The following is a 19,354-nucleotide window of genomic DNA, read 5'->3' as shown; positions in this document are numbered from 1 at the left end:
GCCTCCGCCGGGGTCTCGACGATTCCGGACCGCCCCAGCTCAGCAGAGGTTCCGACGGCCCGCGCGGCGGACCGGCCGGGAGCACCCGAACGAGCTACCCGGGGGCCTCGAACCGCACCGCGCCGTCCTCGCCCGCCCCCGCGAAGACCAGCACCCGCTGCGCCTCGGCCTCGGCGGCCCGCCGGTCGGCCGGGCGCAGCGGGGCGAACGGGGCGACGGTCACCTCCCGGTCGCCGGTCAGCCGCCAGGTCCCGGCGACCAGCCCGTCCACCAGGAGGGTTCCGTGCACGATGCCGTTGCGGGTCATCACCCGGCCGCGGTGCTCCTCGGACAGCACCCGGGTGCGGTCCGCGTGCGAGAGCAGCAGGTTGTCGAACGGGGCGACCAGCCGGACCGGCGCGGGGGTGTCCTCGTCGGGGCGGGGCGCCTCGGGCAGGTCGTACAGCTGCCGGCCCTGTTCGTCCCGGAACGCCCGCAGGCTCGGTGCGAGCCGCCGCAGCACCGGGGCGAGGCCGGCCAGGCCGCACCACTGGCGCAGGTCGGCCGCGGAGGCGGGGCCGAACGCGGCGAGGTAGCGCAGCACCAGGCCGTCCGGGCCGGGTGACGGGTCGAGCGGGCGGCCGAGCCAGGCCTCGGCGGTGGTGTGGGCGGCCGGTCCGCCGCGCCCCCACAGCCCGCGCGGCGGGACCTGCACCAGCGGCAGCCGGCAGCGGGCGGCCTGGGCGAGGGCGGCCGGGTCGCGCTCCGGCCGGCTCGCGGCGAGCAGCGCGCCGAGCTGCTGGAAGGTGCGCGGCCGCTCCTCGACCAGGGTGCGGGCCTCGGCGGCGAGCGCGTCCAGGTCCAGGCCGGTCAGCCGCTTCCCGAAGGTGGTGCGCATCGCCTGGTCCAGCATCGGCTGGAGGAGCGGGCGCAGCGTCAGGCAGTCCTCGGCGGTGACGAGGTGGATGGTGCCGCGCTGGAGGGCGGTGCGGACCACCGCCCGCTGCTCGATCAGGGTGCTCAGCCGCTCGGGCGTGAAGCCGTCGAGCCGGGCCAGCAGTCCGAGGTAGGGCGGCTGGGGTGCGGCCTGGGCCTGGAGGCCGCCGAGGTGGTGGATCAGTGCGGCGGGCTGCTGGTCGGTGCGGGCGAGCAGGTGCTGACGGGCCAGCAGGGCCCGGCCGAGCGCCCGTCGGCTCAGGACCGGTCCGGTCACCGGCGGCCGTCCAGCACGGAGCGCAGGACGCCGATCCGGTTGGAGGTGATGGAGGCGACGCCGCTCTCGCGCAGCCGGCGCATGGTGCGGCGCAGGTCGGCGGTCCAGGTGGAGACGGCGAGCCCCTGCTCCGCCGCGGCGGCGGTGAACGCGGGGGTGACCAGGCCGAACGGCGGGTTGAGGTAGCGCGGGCGCAGGTCGTCCAGCAGGGCGCGCACGGGCATCCCGGGCTGCTTCCAGGTGAGGGCGATCTCGGCGTCCGGGCTCAGTTCGCGCACCGCGAGCATGGCGGTGGTGGGGCCGCAGAAGGCGACCGCGCGTTCGGCGCCGAGCCCGGTGACCACCGACCAGGTCGCCGCGGCCGGTCCGGCGTCGTCCAGGTCGATCAGCAGCCTGCGGCCGTCGACGGCGGCGACCGCCTTGATCGCCTCGGCGAGGGTGGGGACGGTCAGCGGGCCCTGTCGCAGCTCCTCCAGCTGGTCGGCGGTGACCCGGTCGATCGACCGCGGGTCGCGCCAGAGCCGCTCCAGGGTTTCGTCGTGCAGCAGCACGGGCACCCGGTCGCGGGTGAGCCGGACGTCCACCTCGACGGCGTCGGCCCCGGCGGCGAGCGCGGACTCGACGGAGGGCAGGGTGTTCTCGCGGTGGCGGTAGGGGTCGCCGCGGTGGGCGACGGCGAGCGGTTTGGCCATGGCGTTCAACGGATCCTTCCGGCGAGCCAGGGGGTGAGGTCGTGGACGCCGATGGCCTCGCGGTGGCTCGGCTCCCCCGGGACGGTGACGATCAGCGTGGTGGACGGCGGGAAGGTGCGCGCCTTGACGTGCACCAGGTCGGACCAGAGGGCGTTCAGGAAGCCGGGGACGCGGTCGCGGTCGACGTCGAAGGCGATGCCCTCGACGGTCACGGTGACCTCGTCGTGGGTGAACAGCCGGACGGTGACGGCGGGCCGGCCGTCGAACTCCAGCAGTGCCTCGTGCGGGAGGGCGTCCGGTTCCCCGTCGGGACCGCCCGGGCCGACCAGCCCGGCGAAGGTCCGGTCGCGGCCGATGTCGTGCTGGGCGCGGACGGTGCGGCCGTGCCGGGCGGCCACGGCCTCGATCGCGAGCACGGCGCTCTGGGTGGTCGGCAGGTGCGGGGGTGGCATCCGGGCCTCTCCTTCGGTTCCGGGGCTCGTGGGGCTCGTGGGGCGGGGCGGCCGGGGCGGCCCGTGCTCGGGCGACGGGCCCCGACTAGCGTCGTTCGACCATCACATTGGTGGACTTGATGACCGCCGTGGCGGGTGCGCCGGGGACCAGGTTCAGCTCCTCCGCCGACTCCCGGCTGATCAGGGACACCACCCGGAACGGCCCGGCCTGGATCTCCACCTGCGCGGCCACGTCGCCGAGCACCACGTGGGTGACGATCCCCGGGAACCGGTTGCGCGCCGAGGACGGCCGGCCCTCCGCCTCGGAGTTCTCCGGCCGGGCCAGCTCCCGGGCGAAGGCGGCGAGCTCGGCCCCCGGGATGATCCGGTGCCCGTGCTCGTCCCGCGCGGCGGCGACCCGCCCGGCGTCCACCCAGCGCCGCATGGTGTCGGCGCTGACGCCGAGCAGCGCCGCGGCCTCGCCGATGCGGTACGGGTTGGCCGGCACCTCGGGCTGGCCCATGAGCGTCTCCTGACGGTGGTTCTGATTCCCGGGGCGAGTGCCCCTGCGCCATCCTGCCGTACGGACGGCGCGGGTGATCACGCGAGGGCGGTCACGGCTCGCCGAAGAGGTCGCGCCGCACCGCGTCCCCGGCGGTGAGCACCGCCCCGGCGAGCACCGCGCCGCCGCCCGCCGTGCCGGCCCGCACCTCGGTGCTCAGCGGGGAGAGCCGGGCCAGCCGCCGCTCGACCCGTCCGGCCAGCTCCGGGCCGCCGGCCCGGCCGACCTCGCCGCCGAGCACCACGCAGCCGGGGTCCAGCACCACGCAGACGCTCGCCGCACCGATCGCGATCCGCTCGGCCAGCTCGTCCAGGAAGACCTCGCCCGCCGCGCCGGCCGCCAGGGCGGCCCGTACGGCGGCCTCGGCGGCGGGGGCGTCCCCGGCCGGGCCGGCGGGCAGCCCGTGGGCGCGGGCCAGCGCGCAGATCGCGGCGCTGCCGACCAGGCTGTGGAAGCCGCCCTCGCAGCTGTCGGCGCTGGGCAGGGCGACGGTGCCGGGAACGGGCAGGAAGCAGATCTCGCCGGTGCCGCCGGAGAAGCCCCGGCGCAGCCGCCCGTCCAGGATCACGGCGGCGCCGACGCTGTGGCCGAGCCACAGCAGTACGAAGGTGTCGCGGTCGCGCGCGGCACCGACCCGGTACTCGGCCCGCCCGGCCAGGTTGACCTCGTTCTCCAGGATCACCTCGGTGCCGGGCAGCTCGCGCAGCGCGGCGAGGAGTTCGGCGTGCCAGGCGGGGAGCTTGCCGGTGCTCTGCAGCCGGCCGGTGGCCTGGTCGACCAGTCCGGGGGCGCCGACCGCGACGGTGTGCAGCCGTTCGACGCCGACGCCGCGCGCGGTGTCCAGCAGGGCGGCGACGATGGTCCCGGCGGTGTCCGGCCCGCCGTCGCCCTCGACCGGGACCTCGGCGGTGGCCAGGCCGCGCCCGGCCAGGTCGGCGACGACCAGGCTGACGCCGCCGGAGCGGACGTCGAAGGCGGCGAGGTGGGCCCGGGAGGCGACCAGCGCGTAGAGCCGGGCGTTGGGGCCGCGCCGCTGTTCGCCGCGCTCGCCGACGACGGCCACCAGTCCGGTGCGCTGGAGGCGTTCGAGCAGGTCGGCGACGGTCGGCCGGGAGAGGCCGGTGAGGTCGCGCAGCTCGGTCGCGGTCAGGGGGCCCTGTTCGAGCAGGAGGTTGAGCGCCAACCGGTCGTTGATCGCCCGGGCGGTACTCGGCGTGGCCGTACGCGCGGTGGTCATGGCAGCTCATCCTTCCAGAGCATTTCTATCAGGGTCCCTTCCTGATAATTTAGCGACCGTCACAGGGCACTGTCGCGCCCCTCACCGCGCGACCGGGAGGGAAGAACCCATGAGCGGAACCACCGCACCACCACCGCCGGAGCCGTTGGCCGCGCCCCGCCGGGCCCGGAGGAGCATCGCCCTGACCTTCCTGGTGCACGGGGCCGTCACCGGCAGCTTCGTCACCCGCATCCCCTGGATCCAGCACCACCTCGACCTCTCGACCGGCCAGCTCGGCCTGGCCCTGGTCATGCCCGCCGTCGGCTCCTCCCTCGCCATGCCGCTGGCCGGCCGCTTCGTGCACCGCTACGGCGGCCGGGCCGCGGTGCGCGGGCTGATCTCGCTCTGGTGCCTGTCCCTCGCCCTGCCCGCACTCGCCCCCTCGCTGCCGGTGCTGTGCGCGGCCCTGCTGGCGTACGGCGCCACCTCCGGGATGGCCGACGTCGCGATGAACGCCCAGGGCGTGGAGATCGAGGAGCGGCTCGGCCGCTCGATCATGTCCGGGCTGCACGGGATGTGGAGCGCGGGCGGACTGCTGGCCTCCCCCTTCGGCATCCTCGCCGCCCACCTGGACCTCGACGCCCGGATCCAGCTCGCCGTCACCGCGCTGGTCCTGCTCGCGCTCGCCCAGCCCGTCTGCCGCGGCCTGCCCGACCTCCGGGCGCACGAGGGCGCGGAGGAGCCGCCGCGGTTCGCGCTGCCGCCGCGCAGCTCGCTGGTGATCGGACTGGTCGGCTTCTGCGCGGTCTTCGCCGAGGGCGCCTCGATGGACTGGAGCGGCGTCTACCTGCGGGACGTCACCGGCGCCTCGGCCACCGTCGCCGCCGCCTCGTACACCGCCTTCTCGCTCACCATGGCGGTCAGCCGGCTCGCCGGGGACGCGGCGATCCGCCGCCTCGGCGCCGTCCGCACCACCCGCATCGGCGGCGCCGTCGCCACCGTCGGCGGCCTGCTGGTGGTCGCCGCGGACAGCCCGGCACTGGCCATCCCCGGCTTCGCCCTCATCGGCATCGGCATCGCGGTGATCGTCCCGCTCGCCTTCGCCGCGGCCGGCCGGATCGGCACCAACCCCAGCCAGGCCATCGCGGGCGTCGCGACCGTCACCTACACCTCCGGCCTGATCGCCCCCGCGGTCATCGGCGCCCTCGCCCAGGCCACCTCGCTGACCGTCTCCTTCGGCCTGGTCACCGCGCTCGCCTGCGCCCTGCTGCTGAGCGCCGGGGCGCTGCGGCTGGCCGAACGGAATTCCGGCGGTGAGAACGTGACCGCAATGTCACCGGAAAAGCCTTCCGGAAAAGATCTCTCCGCGATATGATGATGAATTCCTGAGGGAATTTCCCGCTAAGGTCTCGAACCGCCGGGCGCACACCGCGCCCGGCGGTTTTCGTGCTCCGCGAGAGGAATTCCCCCGTGTGCTACGACCCGGACGCCGCCCCGCCCGTCCTCGGCCCCGCCCCGTGGCCCCTGGCCGAGGCCGCCCCACTCACCCTGACCTCGGCCGACGGCACCCGGTTCGGTGCCTTCCTGGCCCGGCCGGAGACCGCCACCGGGCCCGGAGTGCTCGTCCTGCCGGACAACAGGGGCCTCTCCCCGTTCTACCGCCGGACCGCCGCCCGGCTCGCCGAACACGGCCACCCGGCCCTCGTCCTCGACTATTACGGCCGCACCGCCGGAGCCGCCCCGGAAAAGCGCCCGGCGGAATTCGGCGAAATGCCGAACCTGCTCCCCCACCTGCTCGCGCTCACCCCCGCAGGACTGGACGCCGACATCACCGCCGCACTGGAACGGCTGCGCGCCGCCGGGCCCGCCGAGGTGGTCGCGCTCGGCTTCTGCTTCGGCGGCCGACAGGCCTTCCGCACCGCCGCCCCGCGCTTCGGCCTGGCCGGCGCGGTCGGCTACTACGGCTACCCGGACACCCTCAACGGCGCCCCCGGGCCCACCCAACTGGCCGAGGGGCTGACCGCCCCGGTGCTCGCCTTCTGGGGCGGCGCCGACGAGCACATCCCGGCCGCCGCCGTCGAGGCCTTCGACGCGGCGCTCACCGCGGCCGGCTGCCCCCACGAGTTCGTCAGCTATCCGGGGGCACCCCACAACTTCTTCGAGCTCGCCGCCGTCGAACACGCCGACGCGGCCCGCGACTCGTGGCAGCGCCTGCTGGGGTTCCTCTCCCGACCGAGCTGAGGTCCGTCCCGCGGGTCGGCCCGGGGCGCCGGCGGGGCCCGGGCACCGGTTAGGCTCGGGCGGTGTTCGAGCCCGATGCCGTTCCCGTGCCGCCCGCCGTGCCGCAGGCGCCCGCCGTCGCACCGCGTTCCCCGTGGTGGCGGTTCGCGCTGCTGGTGGTGATGCTCGCGGCGACGGCCGGGTCGCTGCTGCTGTGGAGCCCGACGGAGCTGCTGTCCGGCGGGCTGGCGGACCGGATGCCGGGGTACTGGTTCGGCCCGCTGTTCGCCCTGGTCTACGCGGTGGGGACGCTCGCCTTCGTACCCCGGCCGGCGCTGAACGCGGTGGCCGGTCTGCTGCTCGGCATCCAGCAGGGCGTGCTGCTGGCCGTGCTCGGCACCACCGTGGGCGCGGCCCTGGCCTTCGGGCTCGGCCGGGGCCTCGGCCGGGAGGCGCTGCGCCCGTACCTGCGCGGGAAGGTGCTCGGGGCGCTGGACCGGCGGTTCACCGAGCAGGGCTTCCGCAGCGTGCTGGTGCTGCGGCTGCTGCCCGGGATGCCGTTCCAGGCGGCCAACTACGGCGCCGCGTTCTCCGGGGTCCGCTTCCTGCCCTTCGTGCTGGCCACCGCGATCGGCGTGGTGCCGACCACCGCGGTGTACGTCACGGCGGCGGCCAGCGCGGGCCGGCCGGGCTCGGCGGCCTTCCTGCTGTCGGCGGGGGTGATCGCCCTGCTGGTGCTGGGCAGCGTGGTGGGCCTCTGGCGGACGGTCCGGACCCGCCGCCGGGCGACGGCCGGCTGAGCCGCTCCACGGGGCCGGCAGCAGAGCCGGGAGCAAAATCGCACGCGCCCGCGCGCGACCGGACGCCAGGATGGCGCGCATGACCGAACCGAACCCGCGGGTGGACCCGCCGATGACGGCCGACGAGGCTGCCACCCTGACCGCCTTCCTCGACTACCACCGCCGCACCCTCGCCCTCAAGTGCGAGGATCTGACCGACGACCAGCTGCGGCTGCGCTCCGTCCCGCCGTCGAGCCTCTCGCTGCTGGGCCTGGTCCGGCACATGGCCGAGGTGGAGCTGTACTGGTTCCAGTCCGTCCTGCTCGGCCGGGAGATCACCGGGCACTTCTGGACCGAGGAGCACGAGGACGCCGACTTCGACGACGTCGACACCGCCGACGTCGCGGCCGACTTCGCCACCTGGCGCGCCGAGGTCGAGGCCGCCCGCCTCGCCGTCGCCGGCCTGCCGCTGGACACCGTCGGCAAGAACCCGCGCCGGGGACAGCCGGTGACGCTGCGCTGGATCCTCACCCACATGATCGAGGAGTACGCGCGACACAACGGCCACGCGGATCTTCTGCGCGAATTGATCGACGGCGCGACCGGCGAGTGACGCGACGGGTGAAATCGTTTCCTCATTGTTGACAGAAGGTCAATTAAGCCGTGACCGCGACCGATAAGGTCAACGCGCGCAACCGTACGGTGCCGCGCCGCGTCACTGGAAGTGCCCGGGTTCGCCCGGGTTTCCGGCGCGGCACGACTCGTACGGGGGTTGCGAGCGGGCACGGGACCGGTGAACAGTGCGATACTCGGACAGTTCCGACGAGTGGATGACGTGTCAAGAACGGCACGCGACCCCGGGGGACCAGGACGGGACGAGGCAGGGAGGCGCGGCATGGGAGCACTTCGCGACGAGCACCACAACGGGTGGCTGATGCCCTCGGGGAACTACCCGGCCGCGGTGTACGACGACGAGTGGGTGGATCAGGAGACGGTTCCGGCCGCCCCCGCGCCCACGAAGATCGTCTCCCTGCGGCCGACGGGCTTCGAGGCGGCCCGGACGGTCGGTGAGCACATCCGGGCGAGCATCCCGGTGGTCATGGACCTCACCGAGATGAACGAGGCCGAGGCCAAGCGCATGGTCGACTTCGCCTCCGGGCTGATCTTCGGCACCAGGGGCGGCATCGAGCGGATCGCCCGGAGGGTCTTCCTGCTCACCCCGGCCGACGTCGAGGTCATGGTGATCGACCGCCCGATGGACGAGACCGGCTTCTACAACCAGAGCTGAGCCGCCGCCCGGCGACGGCTGAAGCTCCGGCCGACAGCGGCGGCACCCCGGACCGGGGACGGTACACCCACCGTCCCCGGTTTTTTGCTGCCCGCCCACCGAGACCCGACGCCTCACCTGAGAGCCCGGACAAAAGAATGAGACATCTGCGTCTCATGTGAACTAGACTCGATGCATGGCCACCGATCGCGACACTGTCCTGGAAGCCGCCGTCGGCGTCCTCTCCCGCCGCCCGACCGCCCACCTGGACGAGATCGCGCGCGCCGCCGGCATCAGCCGCGCCACGCTGCACCGGCTCTTCCCGGGGCGCGACGCGCTGATCCGCGAGATCGGCCTGCTCGGGCTGCGCCGCTTCGCCTCCGCGCTGGACACCGCCGACGTCGAGCGGGGCGACGCCGAGGCCGCGCTGCGCCGCCTGGTGGACGCCTCCGTCCCGGACGCCATGCTCTGCGCCTTCCTGGCCGGCGAGAACCAGCTCTACGAGCACGAGGACATCAACGACCTCTGGGAGGTCCAGATCGCCCGGCTGCACGCGCTCTTCCTGCGCGGCCAGCAGCAGGGCGTGTTCCGCATCGAACTGAGCGCCGCCTGGCTGAGCGAGGCCTTCTTCGACCTGGTGGCCGGCGTCGGCTGGTCCATCCAGGACGGCCGGCTCGCCCCGCGCGACGCCGCCTTCTCGCTCGCCGAACTGTTCCTCGGCGGCGCGCTGCGCAGACCGGACACCCGCACCCCCGCCGGCGCCACCGCCGGCAGCACCGCCCACAGCACCGCCACCCCTGTCCACAGCACTTCCGACCACAGGCCGGACACCGATAAGCCATGAACACCCTGACCGCCCGCCAGCGCTGGACCGGCCTCGCCGTCCTCGTCCTGGCCGTGACCGTGGTCGCCCTGGACGCGACCGTCCTCTCCCTCGCCATCCCGTCGATCAGCGAGACGCTGCGCCCCAGCGGCACCCAGCTGCTCTGGATCGGCGACTCCTACTCCTTCGTGCTGGCCGGCCTGCTGGTCAGCATGGGCGCCCTGAGCGACCGCATCGGCCGCAAGAAGCTGCTGCTGGCCGGGTCCGCCGCCTTCGGCGCCGCCTCGCTGCTGGCCGCCTACGCGCCGAGCGCCGGCTGGCTGATCCTGGCCCGCGCGCTGCTCGGCGTGGCCGGGGCGACGATCATGCCGTCCACGCTCTCGCTGATCCGCGGCCTCTTCCCGGACGACCGGGAGCGGGCCACCGCGATCGGCATCTGGGGCGCGGCCGCCACCGCCGGCGCCGCCCTCGGGCCGGTCGTCGGCGGGGTGCTGCTGGAGCACTTCTGGTGGGGTTCGGTGTTCCTGCTGAACATCCCGGTGCTGATCCTGCTGCTGGTGTCCGGCGCCTGGCTGCTGCCGGAGTCCAAGGACCCGAAGCCGGGCCGCTGGGACGTGCTGAGCGTGCTGCTGTCGATGGCCGGCGTGATCGGCACGGTGTACGCGATCAAGGAGGCCGCCGCGCACGGCGTGGACCGCTGGGACGTGCCGGTCACCTTCGTCCTCGGCGCCACCGCGCTGTTCCTCTTCGTCCGCCGCCAGCTGCGGCTGGAGACCCCGCTGCTCGACGTCCGGCTGTTCCGCGACCGGCGGTTCACGGCGGCCGTCTCGGCCTCGCTGATCTCCCTGGTCGGGCTCTCCGGCGTGATCTTCGTGGTCTCGCAGTACCTCCAGCTGGTCCGCGGCTACCAGCCGCTCCAGGCGGGCCTGGCCGAGCTGCCCGCCTTCGCGGGTTCGGTGGCCGGCGGTCTGCTCACCGCCGCGATCGCCCGGCGCTTCGGCGCCCGCAAGGCGCTGACGGCCTGCCTGCTGGCGATGGGACTGGGCGTGGGCGCGCTCGGCTGGCTGTCGCAGGACACCACCTACCTGCTGCTGGCCGCCTCCTTCCTGCTGGTCGGGACGGCCGAGGGCGTGGTCTACACGCTCGGCGCCGACCTGGTGCTGACCGCCGCGCCCGCCGACAAGGCCGGGGCCGCCTCGGCGGTCTCGGAGACGGCGTACGAGCTGGGCACCGCGCTCGGCATCGCCCTGGTGGGCTCGGTGGTCGGCTCGATCTACGCGAGCGGGCTGGCGGTCCCGGCCGGGACGGACCCGGCGGCGGCCGCCCGGGCCGGCGAATCGCTGGGCTCGGCCGTCGAGACGGCGCAGGGCCTGTCGCCGGAGCTCGCCCGGCCGCTGCTGGCGAGCGCCCGGGAGTCCTTCGTCAACGGCATGAACAGCGCCGGGCTGCTGGCCGCCGCGCTGCTGGCCGGTGCGGCCGTGATGGCCTGGCGGCTGCTGCGCGGGCTGTCCGAGCCGAAGCCGGGGGCGGCGACCGGTTCGCAGGGCGCGGTCGACGCACCGGCCGAGCAGCCGAAGGTCACCGCGTAGCAGTGCCCGGGAACGGCCGTTTCCCCGCCGGGGGAACGGCCGTTCCCGTCTGCGGAGCGGCCGTTCCCTCAGGAAGCCCCGAAGGGCAGCTCCAGCTCCGCCCAGACCACCTTGCCGTCCCGGGTCAGCCGGCTGCCCCAGCGCTGGGCCAGCTCGCTGACCAGGAACATCCCGCGTCCGCCCTCGTCCTGCTCGGCGAACGGGCGCAGCTGGGGCGTCTGGCCGCCGGCGTCGGAGACCTCCACGGTGAGCACCCGGTCGCGGAACAGCCGCAGCCGGCGCGGGGCGTCGGCGTGCAGCAGGGCGTTCGTGACCAGCTCGCTGACCAGCAGCTCGGCGTAGTCGGTGAGCGCCGACAGGCCCCAGGCCTCCAGGGTGGCGCGGGTGAAGCGGCGGGCCTTGCCGGGCACCCGGCCCCCGCCGGACAGCGGCAGGGTGGCGATCCGGTCGGCGGGCAGCGGCAGCACCCGGGCCATGATCATCGCGATGTCGTCCTCGGTGCCGTCGGTGACCAGCGCCGCGAGGACGGCGTCGCAGCTCTCCTCCAGGGTCCGGCCGGGGCCGGACAGGGTGCGGGCGAGCAGGTCGATGCCGGCGTCCAGGTCCTGGCCGCGCCGCTCGACCAGGCCGTCGGTGTAGAGCGCGACCATGCCGCCCTCGGGAATGTCGAACTCGATCGACTCGAAGGCCACCCCGCCGACGCCCAGCGGCACCCCGGGCGGCACGTCCACCCGGGCGGCGGTGCCGTCGGGGCCCACCCGGACCGGCGGCAGGTGCCCGGCCGCGGCGATCTGGACGGTGCGCTCCAGCGGGTCGTACACCGCGCAGATACAGGTGGCGAACTGGCCCTCGCCGATCCCCGTGGCGGTCTCGTCCAGCCGGGTGAGGACCTGCTCGGGCGGCATGTCGAGGGTGGCGAGGGTCCGGGCGACGGTGCGCAGCTGACCCATCGTGGCGGCGGCCCGGATGCCGTGGCCCATCACGTCGCCGACCACCAGGGCGACCCGCCCGCAGGACAGCGGCACCACGTCGAACCAGTCGCCGCCGACCTCGCTGACCACGCTGCTGGGCAGGTAGCGGTAGGCGATCTCCAGGCCGAGGGTGCGGTGCACCTCCTGCGGCAGCAGGCTGCGCTGGAGGGTGAGCGCGGTCTCCCGCTCGCGGCGGTAGAGCCGGGCGTTGTCGAGCGCCAGCGCGGTGCGGGCGACCAGTTCCTCGGCGAGGGCGACGTCGGCGGCGGTGAACGGCTCGGGGTTGCGCATCCGGATGAACTCGGAGCCGCCGAGCACCATGCCCCGGGCGGTGATCGGCACCATCAGGTACGAGTGGATGCCCGCCGCTATGCCGGGGGCCACCCGGTCCTCGCTGGCCACCAGGCCGCGCAGCGCCTCCTCGTCCACGTGCGAGCGCAGCAGCGGCTTCCCGCTGCGCAGGCACTGGACGTAGCTGCGGTCCGGGGAGTACTCGGAGGTCTCGCCGACCACGTCCACGGCGTGCGCGAGGCCGCTCTCGTAGGACTCCCCGACGGCGACGGCACGCAGCGTGATGTTCCGGTCGGAGGGGATCACGGTGGGCTCGGAGCCGCGCAGCACCGGCTCCAGCAGGTCGACGGTGGCGAAGTCGGCGAACCGGGGGACGACCGCCTCGATCAGCTCCTCGGCGGTGCGCTGGAGGTCGAGGGTGGTGCCGATCCGGGCGGTCGCCTCGGCGATGGTGGCGAGCCGTTCCTGGGCGCGGGCGGCACGGGCCTCGGCCTGGAAGCGCTCGGTGACGTCGATGATCGAGGAGCAGACCCCGAAGATCCGGCCGGTGGAGTCCTCCAGCCGGAAGTAGGAGGCGGACCAGGCGTGGTCCCGCTTGGGGTCGCCGGGGACCCTTCCGTGCGAGCGGGCGTCCACCACGGGTTTGCCGGTCCTCAGCACCTGACGCATGATCTGCTCGATCTCGGCGCTGTTGATGCCGGGCAGCACGGCGGATATCCGGCGGCCGAGGTGGGCGGCGACCGGCACTCCGTTCATCCGGGCCAGCGCCTCGTTGATCCGGATGTAGCGCAGTTCGGTGTCGTAGACGGCCATGCCGATCGGCGAGCGGTCGAAGACGCCGTCCAGCACCGCGAGGTCGGCCTCGACGGCGTGCAGGGCGCGGGTGTCGGAGGCGGTGGCGAGCAGCAGCAGGGTGCCGCCCGGTCCGGCGATCGGGTAGGTGCGGAACTCCAGGTCGACCTTGTGGCCGTCGCGGTGGCGCACCGGGAAGACCCCGGACCAGCCGCTGCCGCCCATGATCCGCTGGAAGAGGCCGAGCACCTCGGAGCGGTCGGACTCGTCGGTGAGCAGTTGGGCGGCGTAGCTGCCGACGGCCTCCTCGGAGGAGTAGCCGAGCAGGGCCTCGGCGTCCTCGCTCCAGTGCAGGATCAGTCCGTCGTCCTGGAGCAGCGCCGTGGCGAGCGGGACGAGCCGATGGCCTTCGGGGTACGTGCCGTCGGAACGTCCGGGATTGCCGCCCGGTGCCGGGGCGGCGTCGGTCGCGTCCCACTCGTGTCCGTGCATGATCAGGCAGCACCCCGGTTCGGCTCGTGCCCGGCCGGGGGCCTCGCGGTCCGTGCCGGCCGGGATTCTTCTCCAGACTGCACGGACATCGGCCGCCCGGCGACCCCTTGGTCAGGGGGCGTCCGGCCGCTCCGGTTGTACGGGCGTCATGGGCGTACCGGCCGCAGCGTACTCTCCAGAACGCCCGCCCACTGCCGGATCACTCCGGAACGTCGGTGGCTGTCGTCGGTGAGCAGGTTGGCGAGGCCCAGTCCGCGGGCGAGGTCCAGTGTGGCCTGCACGGATTCGCGCACGCCGGGGCGGCTCTCGTCGGCGTCCAGGAACTCCACGGCGGCCCGGTGGGCCTCCCGGCCGACGCGGCCCTCCAGGGCGATGATCCGCTCACGCAGCACCTCCTCGGTGGCGGCGGCGGTCCACAGGTGCAGGGCGGCGCGGAACAGCGGGCCGGTGTAGAGGCGCACGATCATGTCGACCACGGCCCCGGTGCGGTCCGGCCCGGCGGCCGGCAGTTCGTCCGCGTGGGCGCGGACGGCTGCCAGCCGCTCGGCGGTGACGTGCTCGACGGCCGCGGTGAAGAGGTCCTCGCGGGTCGGGAAGTGGTGCTGGGCCGCGCCCCGGGAGACCCCGGCCCGCTCGGCGACGACGGTGACGGTCGAGCCGTGCCAGCCGAGTTCGGCCAGGCATTCCACGGCCGCCGCGAGCAGCCGGGCCCGGGTGGCTCGGCTGCGGTCCTGCTGCGGGGCGCGGGCGGCGGGGTGGCTGGTCATGGCGGCGGGCGGTTCCTGTTCCGATCGGGGCGCGGCGGGTCCCGGTCGGGGCGCGGCAGGAAGATCCTCACAGACGGGCGCCGGTCTTCGGCCGCCGGGGCGGCCCGGTCCGGTCAGCGGACGCCGGCGCGCCCGGCCTCGCGGGCGCGCAGTTCGCGGCGGAGGATCTTGCCGGCCGCGGACTTGGGGACGGCGTCCACGAACTCCACCGCGCGGACCTTCTTGTACGGGGCGACCTGCCCGGCGACGTACCCGGTGACCTCCTCCTCGGTCAGGGCGCTGCCCGGGGCGCGGACCACGAAGGCCTTGGGGCACTCGGTGCCCTCGGCGTCCGGGACCCCGATCACGGCGGCGTCGGTGATCTGCGGGTGGCCGAGCAGGACGGCCTCCAGCTCGGCGGGGGCGACCTGGTAGCCCTTGTACTTGATCAGTTCCTTGACCCGGTCGACGATGTGCAGGTAGCCGCGCTCGTCCACGAAGCCGACGTCGCCGGTGTGCAGCCAGCCGTCGGCGTCGACCACCGCGGCGGTCTCGGAGGGGCGGCCGAGGTAGCCCTTCATCACCTGCGGGCCGCGGATCAGCAGCTCGCCGCGCTCGCCGGGCCCGAGGTCGCCGTCGGAGCCGTCCAGGGCGGCGATCCGCAGCTCGGTGGAGGGGACCATCCGGCCGACCGAGCCGGGCGAGGGGTCGCCCTCGCGCGGGGAGACGACGTGGGTGACCGGGGAGAGCTCGGTCATGCCGTAGCCCTGGAGCAGGTGCGGCAGGCCCAGGCGCCGGGCGCAGGCGTCGGCGAGTTCATGGTCCAGCGGGGCGGCGGCGCACAGCAGGTACTCGACGGAGGAGAGGTCGTACTGGTCCACGATCGGGTGCCGGGCCAGTGCGAGGGCGATCGGCGGGGCGACCACCAGGGCCTGCACCCGGTGGTCCTGGACGGTGCGGCAGAACTGCTCCAGGTCGAAGCGGGGCAGCACGACCACGGTGGCGCCGCAGCGCAGCGGCTGGTTGAGCAGCGCGGCCAGCCCGTAGATGTGGAAGAAGGGCAGGACGGCGAGCACCCGTTCGCCCTCGGCGGGGCGGTAGAGGGCGTCGCACTGGGCGAGGTTGGTGGCGATCGAGCGGTGGGTGAGCATCACGCCCTTGGGCAGGCCGGTGGTGCCGCTGGAGTACGGCAGCACGGCGATGTCCTCGCCCGGGTCGATGGTCACCTCGGGGGCGGGGCCGGTGGCGGCCAGCAGGTCGGCGAGCGAGCGGTGGCCCTCGGCGCCGTCCAGGACGACGGTCCCGGCCAGCGGGTGGCCCTGTTCGGCGAGGAGTTCGGCGGCCGCACGGGCGGTCGGCAGGAAGGCGGAGACGGTGACCAGCCAGCGGGCGCCGCTGTCGCGCAGCTGGCCGGCCAGGTCGGCGGGCTTGGCGAAGGAGGAGACCGTGGTGACGGTGGCGCCGGCCCTGGTCGCGCCGTAGAAGGCCATCGGGTAGGCGGTCGAGTTGGGGCTGAAGAGGGCGACGACGTCACCGCGGCGCACGCCTGTCTCGGCCAGCCCGGCGGCCACCCGCTCGACGGCGGCGGCGAGTTGGGCGTAGCTGGTGCTCTCGCCGGTGACGCCGTCGATCAGGGCCGGGCGGTCGCCGTACCTGTGCGCGGCGCCGAGTACCGCCTCGTGGATCGGCTGGTCGACCGCGGAGACGTCGGGGAACTCGCTGCGGAACACCAAGGTGAGCCTCCAGTAAGGAAGTTGACGTAGCAACAAAACCGGCGAGCAGTTCCGTGCGGGGCGCGTTCAGGAGCATACGGACAGTCGGGGGTCCGGCTCGGCCATTGTGGGGAACCCATGACCGTCCGTGCGTGGCGCGGTTGCTCCCGGGGGGCGCCCGACGGGACGGTGTGCACCACGGGCTCGAATGGACCGTCCGGGTGAGCACCGCCGCCCGCCGCGCCACTCACCCGGGATCCGGCTCCCCGCGCTCGCGCCCGACGCCCCGGCGACCGCCCTCGGACCGGCCGCAGCACACCGGGGACAGCACCGGCTCGATCGCACACCTGGGCGAGGTCTCGTGCATCAGTACGACTTCGGCAGCCCGAGGGTGTGCTGGGCCACGTAGTTGAGCACCATCTCCCGGCTGACCGGGGCGACCCGGCCGACCCGGGTGGCGGCCAGCAGCGCGCCCAGCCCGTACTCCTGGGTCAGGCCGTTGCCGCCGAGGGTCTGCACCGCCTGGTCGACGGTACGGGCGGCGGCCTCGCCAGCGGCGTACTTGGCCATGTTGGCGGCCTCCCCGGCGGCGAGGTCCTCCCCCGCGTCGTAGAGCAGCCCGGCCTTCTGGGTCATCAGCCGGGCCAGCTCGATCTCCACCGCGCACTGGGCGAGCGGGTGGGCCAGGCCCTGGTGGGCGCCGATCGGGGTGGACCAGACCGTGCGGGTCTTCGCGTACTCGACCGCCTTGCCGAGGGCCTGGCGGGCGAGGCCGAGCGAGAAGGCCGCGGTGAGGACGCGCTCCGGGTTGAGGCCGGCGAACAGCTGGAGCAGGCCCGCGTTCTCGTCGCCGACCAGGGCGTCGGCGGGCAGCCGGACGTCGTCCAGGAAGACCTGGAACTGCTTCTCCGGGGCGACGAGCTCCATCGGGATCGCCCGGAACTCGAAGCCGGGGGTCTCACGCGGGACGATGAACAGGCAGGGCTTCAGCTTGCCGGTACGAGCGTCCTCGGTGCGGGCCACGAACAGCACCGCGTCACAGTGGTCGATACCGGAGACGAACACCTTGCGGCCGGTCAGCAGCCAGTCCTCGCCGTCCCGGCGGGCCACCGTGGAGATCCGGTGGGAGTTCGAGCCGGCATCCGGTTCGGTGATGCCGAAGGCCATCCGGCGGCTGCCGTCGGCCAGGCCCGGCAGCCAGCGGCGCTTCTGCTCCTCGGTGCCGTAGCGGGCGATCACGGTGCCGCAGATCGCCGGCGAGACGATGAGCAGCAGCAGCGGACAGCCGGCGGTGCCGAGCTCCTCCAGGACGATGGCGAGGTCGGTGATGCCGCCGCCCCCGCCGCCGTACTCGACGGGCAGGTTGACGCCGAGGTATCCGGCCTTGCCGGCGTCCGCCCACAGCTCGTCGGCGGGTTCGCCCGCCCGGGCCTTGGCGAGGTAGTAGGCGGAGCCGTAGCGGCGGCCGAGGTCGCCGACGGCCCGGCGCAGGGCCTGGCGCTCGGGGGTCTCCAGGAGCTGACTGCCGATGGTGGACATGCGGGTCCTTCCTCAGGCTTCGATGGGCTGGACGACGGCCAGCAGGGTGCCGGTTTCGACCTGCCGGCCGGGGGTGGCGCGCAGTTCGACGAGGGTGCCGTCGGCCGGGGCGGCGACGCGGTGCTCCATCTTCATCGCCTCCAGCACCAGCAGCGGCTGGCCGGCGGTGACGGTGTCCCCGACAGCTGCGACGACCCGGACGACGGTGCCGGGCATCGGGGCGAGCAGCGCGCCGGGCTCGGTGCGGACGGTGGGGTCGGGGAAGCGCGGCAGGGCGGTGAGCACGGTGCCGCCGGCCGGGGTGTCGACGTGCACCCGGTCGCCGTAGCGGGCGACCCGGTAGGTGCGTCGCAGCCCGTCCTCGGACAGCACCACCCGGTCCGGCGCGGCCTCGACGAGTTCGACGCCCGGGTGGTCCTCGGCCAGCAGACCTGCGCGGGTCAGCCGGTAGCGGACGGCCGACTCGGTGCCGTCCTCGGCCCGGTAGCGCTTGAGCTGCGGCTGCGAGGGCAGGTTGCGCCAGCCGGAGGGCAGGGCGCCGCGGCGGCCCGCGGCGTCGGCGAGGGCGGCGGCCAGCGCGGCGCGGTCGGCGCCCTTGCTGTCCGGGGCGGTGAGTTCGGCCGCGTGCTCGGCCAGGAAACCGGTGTGCAGCTCCGCGGCCAGGAAGGCCGGGTGGCGCAGGGCGCGCACCAGCAGGTCCCGGTTGGTGGCCGGGCCGTGGATGCGGGCGCGGGCGAGCGCGTCGGCGAGCCGGCGGGCGGCGGCCGCGCGGGTGGGCGCCCAGGCGATCACCTTGGCGAGCATCGCGTCGTAGTGCGGGGTGATCTCGCTGCCGGCCTCCACTCCGGAGTCCAGCCGCAGTCCGGTGCCTCGTCCGGTGAACGTGCCCGTTCCTGCACCTGCGCCTGCTCCGGCTCCTGTGCCTGTGCCTGCTCCGGCTCCGGCTCCGGCTCCGGCTCCGGCTCCGGTGAACTCCTGGTACGGGAGCGTGAGTTCGAGCCGGTGCAGGGTCCCGGTCGCGGGCTGCCAGTCCTTGGCCGGGTCCTCGGCGTAGAGCCGCGCCTCGATCGCGTGGCCGCCGGAGGCCGGGGGCTCGGGCGCCAGCGCCTCCCCCTCGGCGACGGCGAGCTGCAGCGCCACCAGGTCCAGCCGGGTGACGGCCTCGGTGACCGGGTGTTCGACCTGCAGGCGGGTGTTCATCTCCAGGAAGAAGAACCGGCCGTCCCCGGTGAGCAGGAACTCCGCGGTGCCGGCGCCCGTGTAGCCGATCGCCCTGGCCGCCTCGCGGGCCGCCGCGTGCAGGCCGGCGCGCACCTCCGCGGGCAGGCCGGGGGCCGGGGCCTCCTCGATCACCTTCTGGTGCCGCCGCTGCAGCGAGCAGTCGCGGTCGCCGACCGCCCAGACGGTGCCGTGGGCGTCGGCCAGCAGCTGGACCTCGACGTGCCGTCCGGCGGGCAGGTAGCGCTCGCAGAACACCTCGTCCGAGCCGAAGGCCTTGGCCGCTTCGGCGCGGGCGGCCGCCAGTTCGCCGGGGAGGTCCGCCAGGCTCCGGACGACCCGCATGCCGCGCCCGCCGCCGCCCGCCGCGGCCTTGACCAGCAGGGGCAGGTCGGCCTCGGTGGGCTCGGTCAGCGCGCCGAGCACCGGCACCCCGGCCGCGGCCATCAGCTCCTTGGCGGCGGTCTTGGAGCCCATCGCGGCGATCGCGGCCGGCGGCGGGCCGATCCAGAGCAGTCCCGCGTCCTGCACGGCCCGCGCGAAGTCCGCGCTCTCGGAGAGGAATCCGTAGCCGGGGTGGACGGCGTCGGCCCCGGCGGCGAGCGCGGCCCGGACGATCAGGTCGGCCCGCAGGTAGGTGTCGGCGGGCGCGGCGCCGGGCAGCCGGACGGCCGCGTCGGCCTCGCGCACGTGCGGGGCGCCGGCGTCCGGGTCGGAGTGGACGGCGGTGGTCGCGATGCCGAGCTCCCGGCAGGTGCGGAAGACCCGGCGGGCGATCTCACCCCGGTTGGCGACCAGCAGATTGGTGATCATCGTCTCGGG

Annotated in this window: 17 protein-coding genes; 7 read left to right on the top strand and 10 right to left on the bottom strand. The window is 74.7% G+C overall.

All coding sequences use genetic code 11. The features are described 5' to 3' along the window. Positions 1-94: 94 nt before the first annotated feature. From ACGFSC_RS10340 to ACGFSC_RS10320, 5 genes are all read right to left on the bottom strand, one after another. A complete protein-coding gene (locus ACGFSC_RS10340; protein ID WP_359913632.1) occupies positions 95-1,192 on the bottom strand; it encodes a winged helix DNA-binding domain-containing protein in 1,098 nt (365 codons plus the stop codon). Further along, positions 1,189-1,884, bottom strand: a complete 696-nt coding sequence (locus ACGFSC_RS10335) for a glycerophosphodiester phosphodiesterase (protein WP_359913635.1) — start codon at positions 1,882-1,884, stop codon at positions 1,189-1,191. Before ACGFSC_RS10335 ends, ACGFSC_RS10340 begins: the two co-directional genes overlap by 4 nt. Before the next feature lie 5 nt (positions 1,885-1,889). After that, positions 1,890-2,336: a hypothetical protein gene (locus ACGFSC_RS10330; protein ID WP_359913638.1), complete on the bottom strand. Its 447-nt coding sequence runs from the start codon at positions 2,334-2,336 to the stop codon at positions 1,890-1,892. An 85-nt stretch (positions 2,337-2,421) separates the two neighbouring features. Then, a complete protein-coding gene (locus ACGFSC_RS10325; RefSeq protein WP_359913640.1) occupies positions 2,422-2,838 on the bottom strand; it encodes a TOBE domain-containing protein in 417 nt (138 codons plus the stop codon). A gap of 91 nt (positions 2,839-2,929) precedes the next feature. Continuing rightward, positions 2,930-4,114: an ROK family transcriptional regulator gene (locus ACGFSC_RS10320; protein ID WP_359913642.1), complete on the bottom strand. Its 1,185-nt coding sequence runs from the start codon at positions 4,112-4,114 to the stop codon at positions 2,930-2,932. Between the two features lie 109 nt (positions 4,115-4,223). On the opposite strand from ACGFSC_RS10320, the gene ACGFSC_RS10315 reads away from it, so the two are divergent. The 7 genes from ACGFSC_RS10315 (at position 4,224) to ACGFSC_RS10285 (ending at position 10,771) form a co-directional block, all read left to right on the top strand. Next, a complete protein-coding gene (locus tag ACGFSC_RS10315) occupies positions 4,224-5,468 on the top strand; it encodes an MFS transporter (RefSeq protein ID WP_359913645.1) in 1,245 nt (414 codons plus the stop codon). Positions 5,469-5,563: 95 nt separating this feature from the next. Continuing rightward, positions 5,564-6,334: a dienelactone hydrolase family protein gene (locus ACGFSC_RS10310; protein ID WP_359913648.1), complete on the top strand. Its 771-nt coding sequence runs from the start codon at positions 5,564-5,566 to the stop codon at positions 6,332-6,334. A 62-nt stretch (positions 6,335-6,396) separates the two neighbouring features. Beyond that, the gene (locus ACGFSC_RS10305; RefSeq protein WP_359913650.1) at positions 6,397-7,113 is read left to right on the top strand and encodes a VTT domain-containing protein; all 717 of its coding nucleotides are present in this window, start codon (positions 6,397-6,399) and stop codon (positions 7,111-7,113) included. A gap of 79 nt (positions 7,114-7,192) precedes the next feature. Beyond that, positions 7,193-7,705 carry a DinB family protein gene (locus ACGFSC_RS10300; protein ID WP_359913652.1) on the top strand — a complete coding sequence of 171 codons (513 nt, stop codon included), beginning with the start codon at positions 7,193-7,195 and terminating at the stop codon, positions 7,703-7,705. 282 nt (positions 7,706-7,987) lie between these two features. Further along, positions 7,988-8,380: a cell division protein SepF gene (locus tag ACGFSC_RS10295; protein WP_359913654.1), complete on the top strand. Its 393-nt coding sequence runs from the start codon at positions 7,988-7,990 to the stop codon at positions 8,378-8,380. A 175-nt stretch (positions 8,381-8,555) separates the two neighbouring features. Beyond that, positions 8,556-9,203, top strand: a complete 648-nt coding sequence (locus tag ACGFSC_RS10290) for a TetR/AcrR family transcriptional regulator (protein ID WP_359913657.1) — start codon at positions 8,556-8,558, stop codon at positions 9,201-9,203. Then, on the top strand, positions 9,200-10,771 hold the full coding sequence (locus ACGFSC_RS10285; protein ID WP_359913660.1) for an MFS transporter: 1,572 nt from the start codon (positions 9,200-9,202) through the stop codon (positions 10,769-10,771). Before ACGFSC_RS10290 ends, ACGFSC_RS10285 begins: the two co-directional genes overlap by 4 nt. A 68-nt stretch (positions 10,772-10,839) precedes the next feature. Here the strand turns inward: ACGFSC_RS10285 and ACGFSC_RS10280 are convergent, their stop codons facing one another. From ACGFSC_RS10280 to ACGFSC_RS10260, 5 genes are all read right to left on the bottom strand, one after another. Next, complete coding sequence (locus tag ACGFSC_RS10280) at positions 10,840-13,317, bottom strand: SpoIIE family protein phosphatase (protein ID WP_359913663.1); 2,478 nt, start codon at positions 13,315-13,317, stop codon at positions 10,840-10,842. Positions 13,318-13,463: 146 nt separating this feature from the next. Next, positions 13,464-14,084: a TetR/AcrR family transcriptional regulator gene (locus tag ACGFSC_RS10275; RefSeq protein ID WP_359913666.1), complete on the bottom strand. Its 621-nt coding sequence runs from the start codon at positions 14,082-14,084 to the stop codon at positions 13,464-13,466. A gap of 113 nt (positions 14,085-14,197) precedes the next feature. After that, on the bottom strand, positions 14,198-15,796 hold the full coding sequence (locus ACGFSC_RS10270) for a 4-coumarate--CoA ligase family protein (RefSeq protein WP_380631201.1): 1,599 nt from the start codon (positions 15,794-15,796) through the stop codon (positions 14,198-14,200). A 345-nt stretch (positions 15,797-16,141) separates the two neighbouring features. Then, positions 16,142-17,314, bottom strand: coding sequence for an acyl-CoA dehydrogenase family protein (locus ACGFSC_RS10265; protein WP_359915029.1), 1,173 nt, complete (start codon positions 17,312-17,314; stop codon positions 16,142-16,144). Between the two features lie 12 nt (positions 17,315-17,326). Next, positions 17,327-19,345 carry a biotin carboxylase N-terminal domain-containing protein gene (locus ACGFSC_RS10260; RefSeq protein ID WP_359915032.1) on the bottom strand — a complete coding sequence of 673 codons (2,019 nt, stop codon included), beginning with the start codon at positions 19,343-19,345 and terminating at the stop codon, positions 17,327-17,329. Positions 19,346-19,354 lie beyond the last annotated feature (9 nt).

This window comes from Kitasatospora sp. NPDC048715 (assembly GCF_043198905.1).
GTDB classification, from domain to species: Bacteria; Actinomycetota; Actinomycetes; order Streptomycetales; family Streptomycetaceae; genus Kitasatospora; species Kitasatospora lactacystinica.
This window is presented reverse-complemented; position numbering and strand designations above follow the sequence as displayed.

Coding starts and splice junctions, on each gene's coding strand:
- ACGFSC_RS10335 (WP_359913635.1), bottom strand. CDS start 1,884: ATGGCCAAACCGCTCGCCGTCGCCCACCGCGGCGACCCCTACCGCCAC.
- ACGFSC_RS10330 (WP_359913638.1), bottom strand. CDS start 2,336: ATGCCACCCCCGCACCTGCCGACCACCCAGAGCGCCGTGCTCGCGATC.
- ACGFSC_RS10325 (WP_359913640.1), bottom strand. CDS start 2,838: ATGGGCCAGCCCGAGGTGCCGGCCAACCCGTACCGCATCGGCGAGGCC.
- ACGFSC_RS10320 (WP_359913642.1), bottom strand. CDS start 4,114: ATGACCACCGCGCGTACGGCCACGCCGAGTACCGCCCGGGCGATCAAC.
- ACGFSC_RS10315 (WP_359913645.1), top strand. CDS start 4,224: ATGAGCGGAACCACCGCACCACCACCGCCGGAGCCGTTGGCCGCGCCC.
- ACGFSC_RS10300 (WP_359913652.1), top strand. CDS start 7,193: ATGACCGAACCGAACCCGCGGGTGGACCCGCCGATGACGGCCGACGAG.
- ACGFSC_RS10295 (WP_359913654.1), top strand. CDS start 7,988: ATGGGAGCACTTCGCGACGAGCACCACAACGGGTGGCTGATGCCCTCG.
- ACGFSC_RS10290 (WP_359913657.1), top strand. CDS start 8,556: ATGGCCACCGATCGCGACACTGTCCTGGAAGCCGCCGTCGGCGTCCTC.
- ACGFSC_RS10285 (WP_359913660.1), top strand. CDS start 9,200: ATGAACACCCTGACCGCCCGCCAGCGCTGGACCGGCCTCGCCGTCCTC.
- ACGFSC_RS10280 (WP_359913663.1), bottom strand. CDS start 13,317: ATGCACGGACACGAGTGGGACGCGACCGACGCCGCCCCGGCACCGGGC.
- ACGFSC_RS10275 (WP_359913666.1), bottom strand. CDS start 14,084: ATGACCAGCCACCCCGCCGCCCGCGCCCCGCAGCAGGACCGCAGCCGA.
- ACGFSC_RS10265 (WP_359915029.1), bottom strand. CDS start 17,314: ATGTCCACCATCGGCAGTCAGCTCCTGGAGACCCCCGAGCGCCAGGCC.
- ACGFSC_RS10260 (WP_359915032.1), bottom strand. CDS start 19,345: ATGATCACCAATCTGCTGGTCGCCAACCGGGGTGAGATCGCCCGCCGG.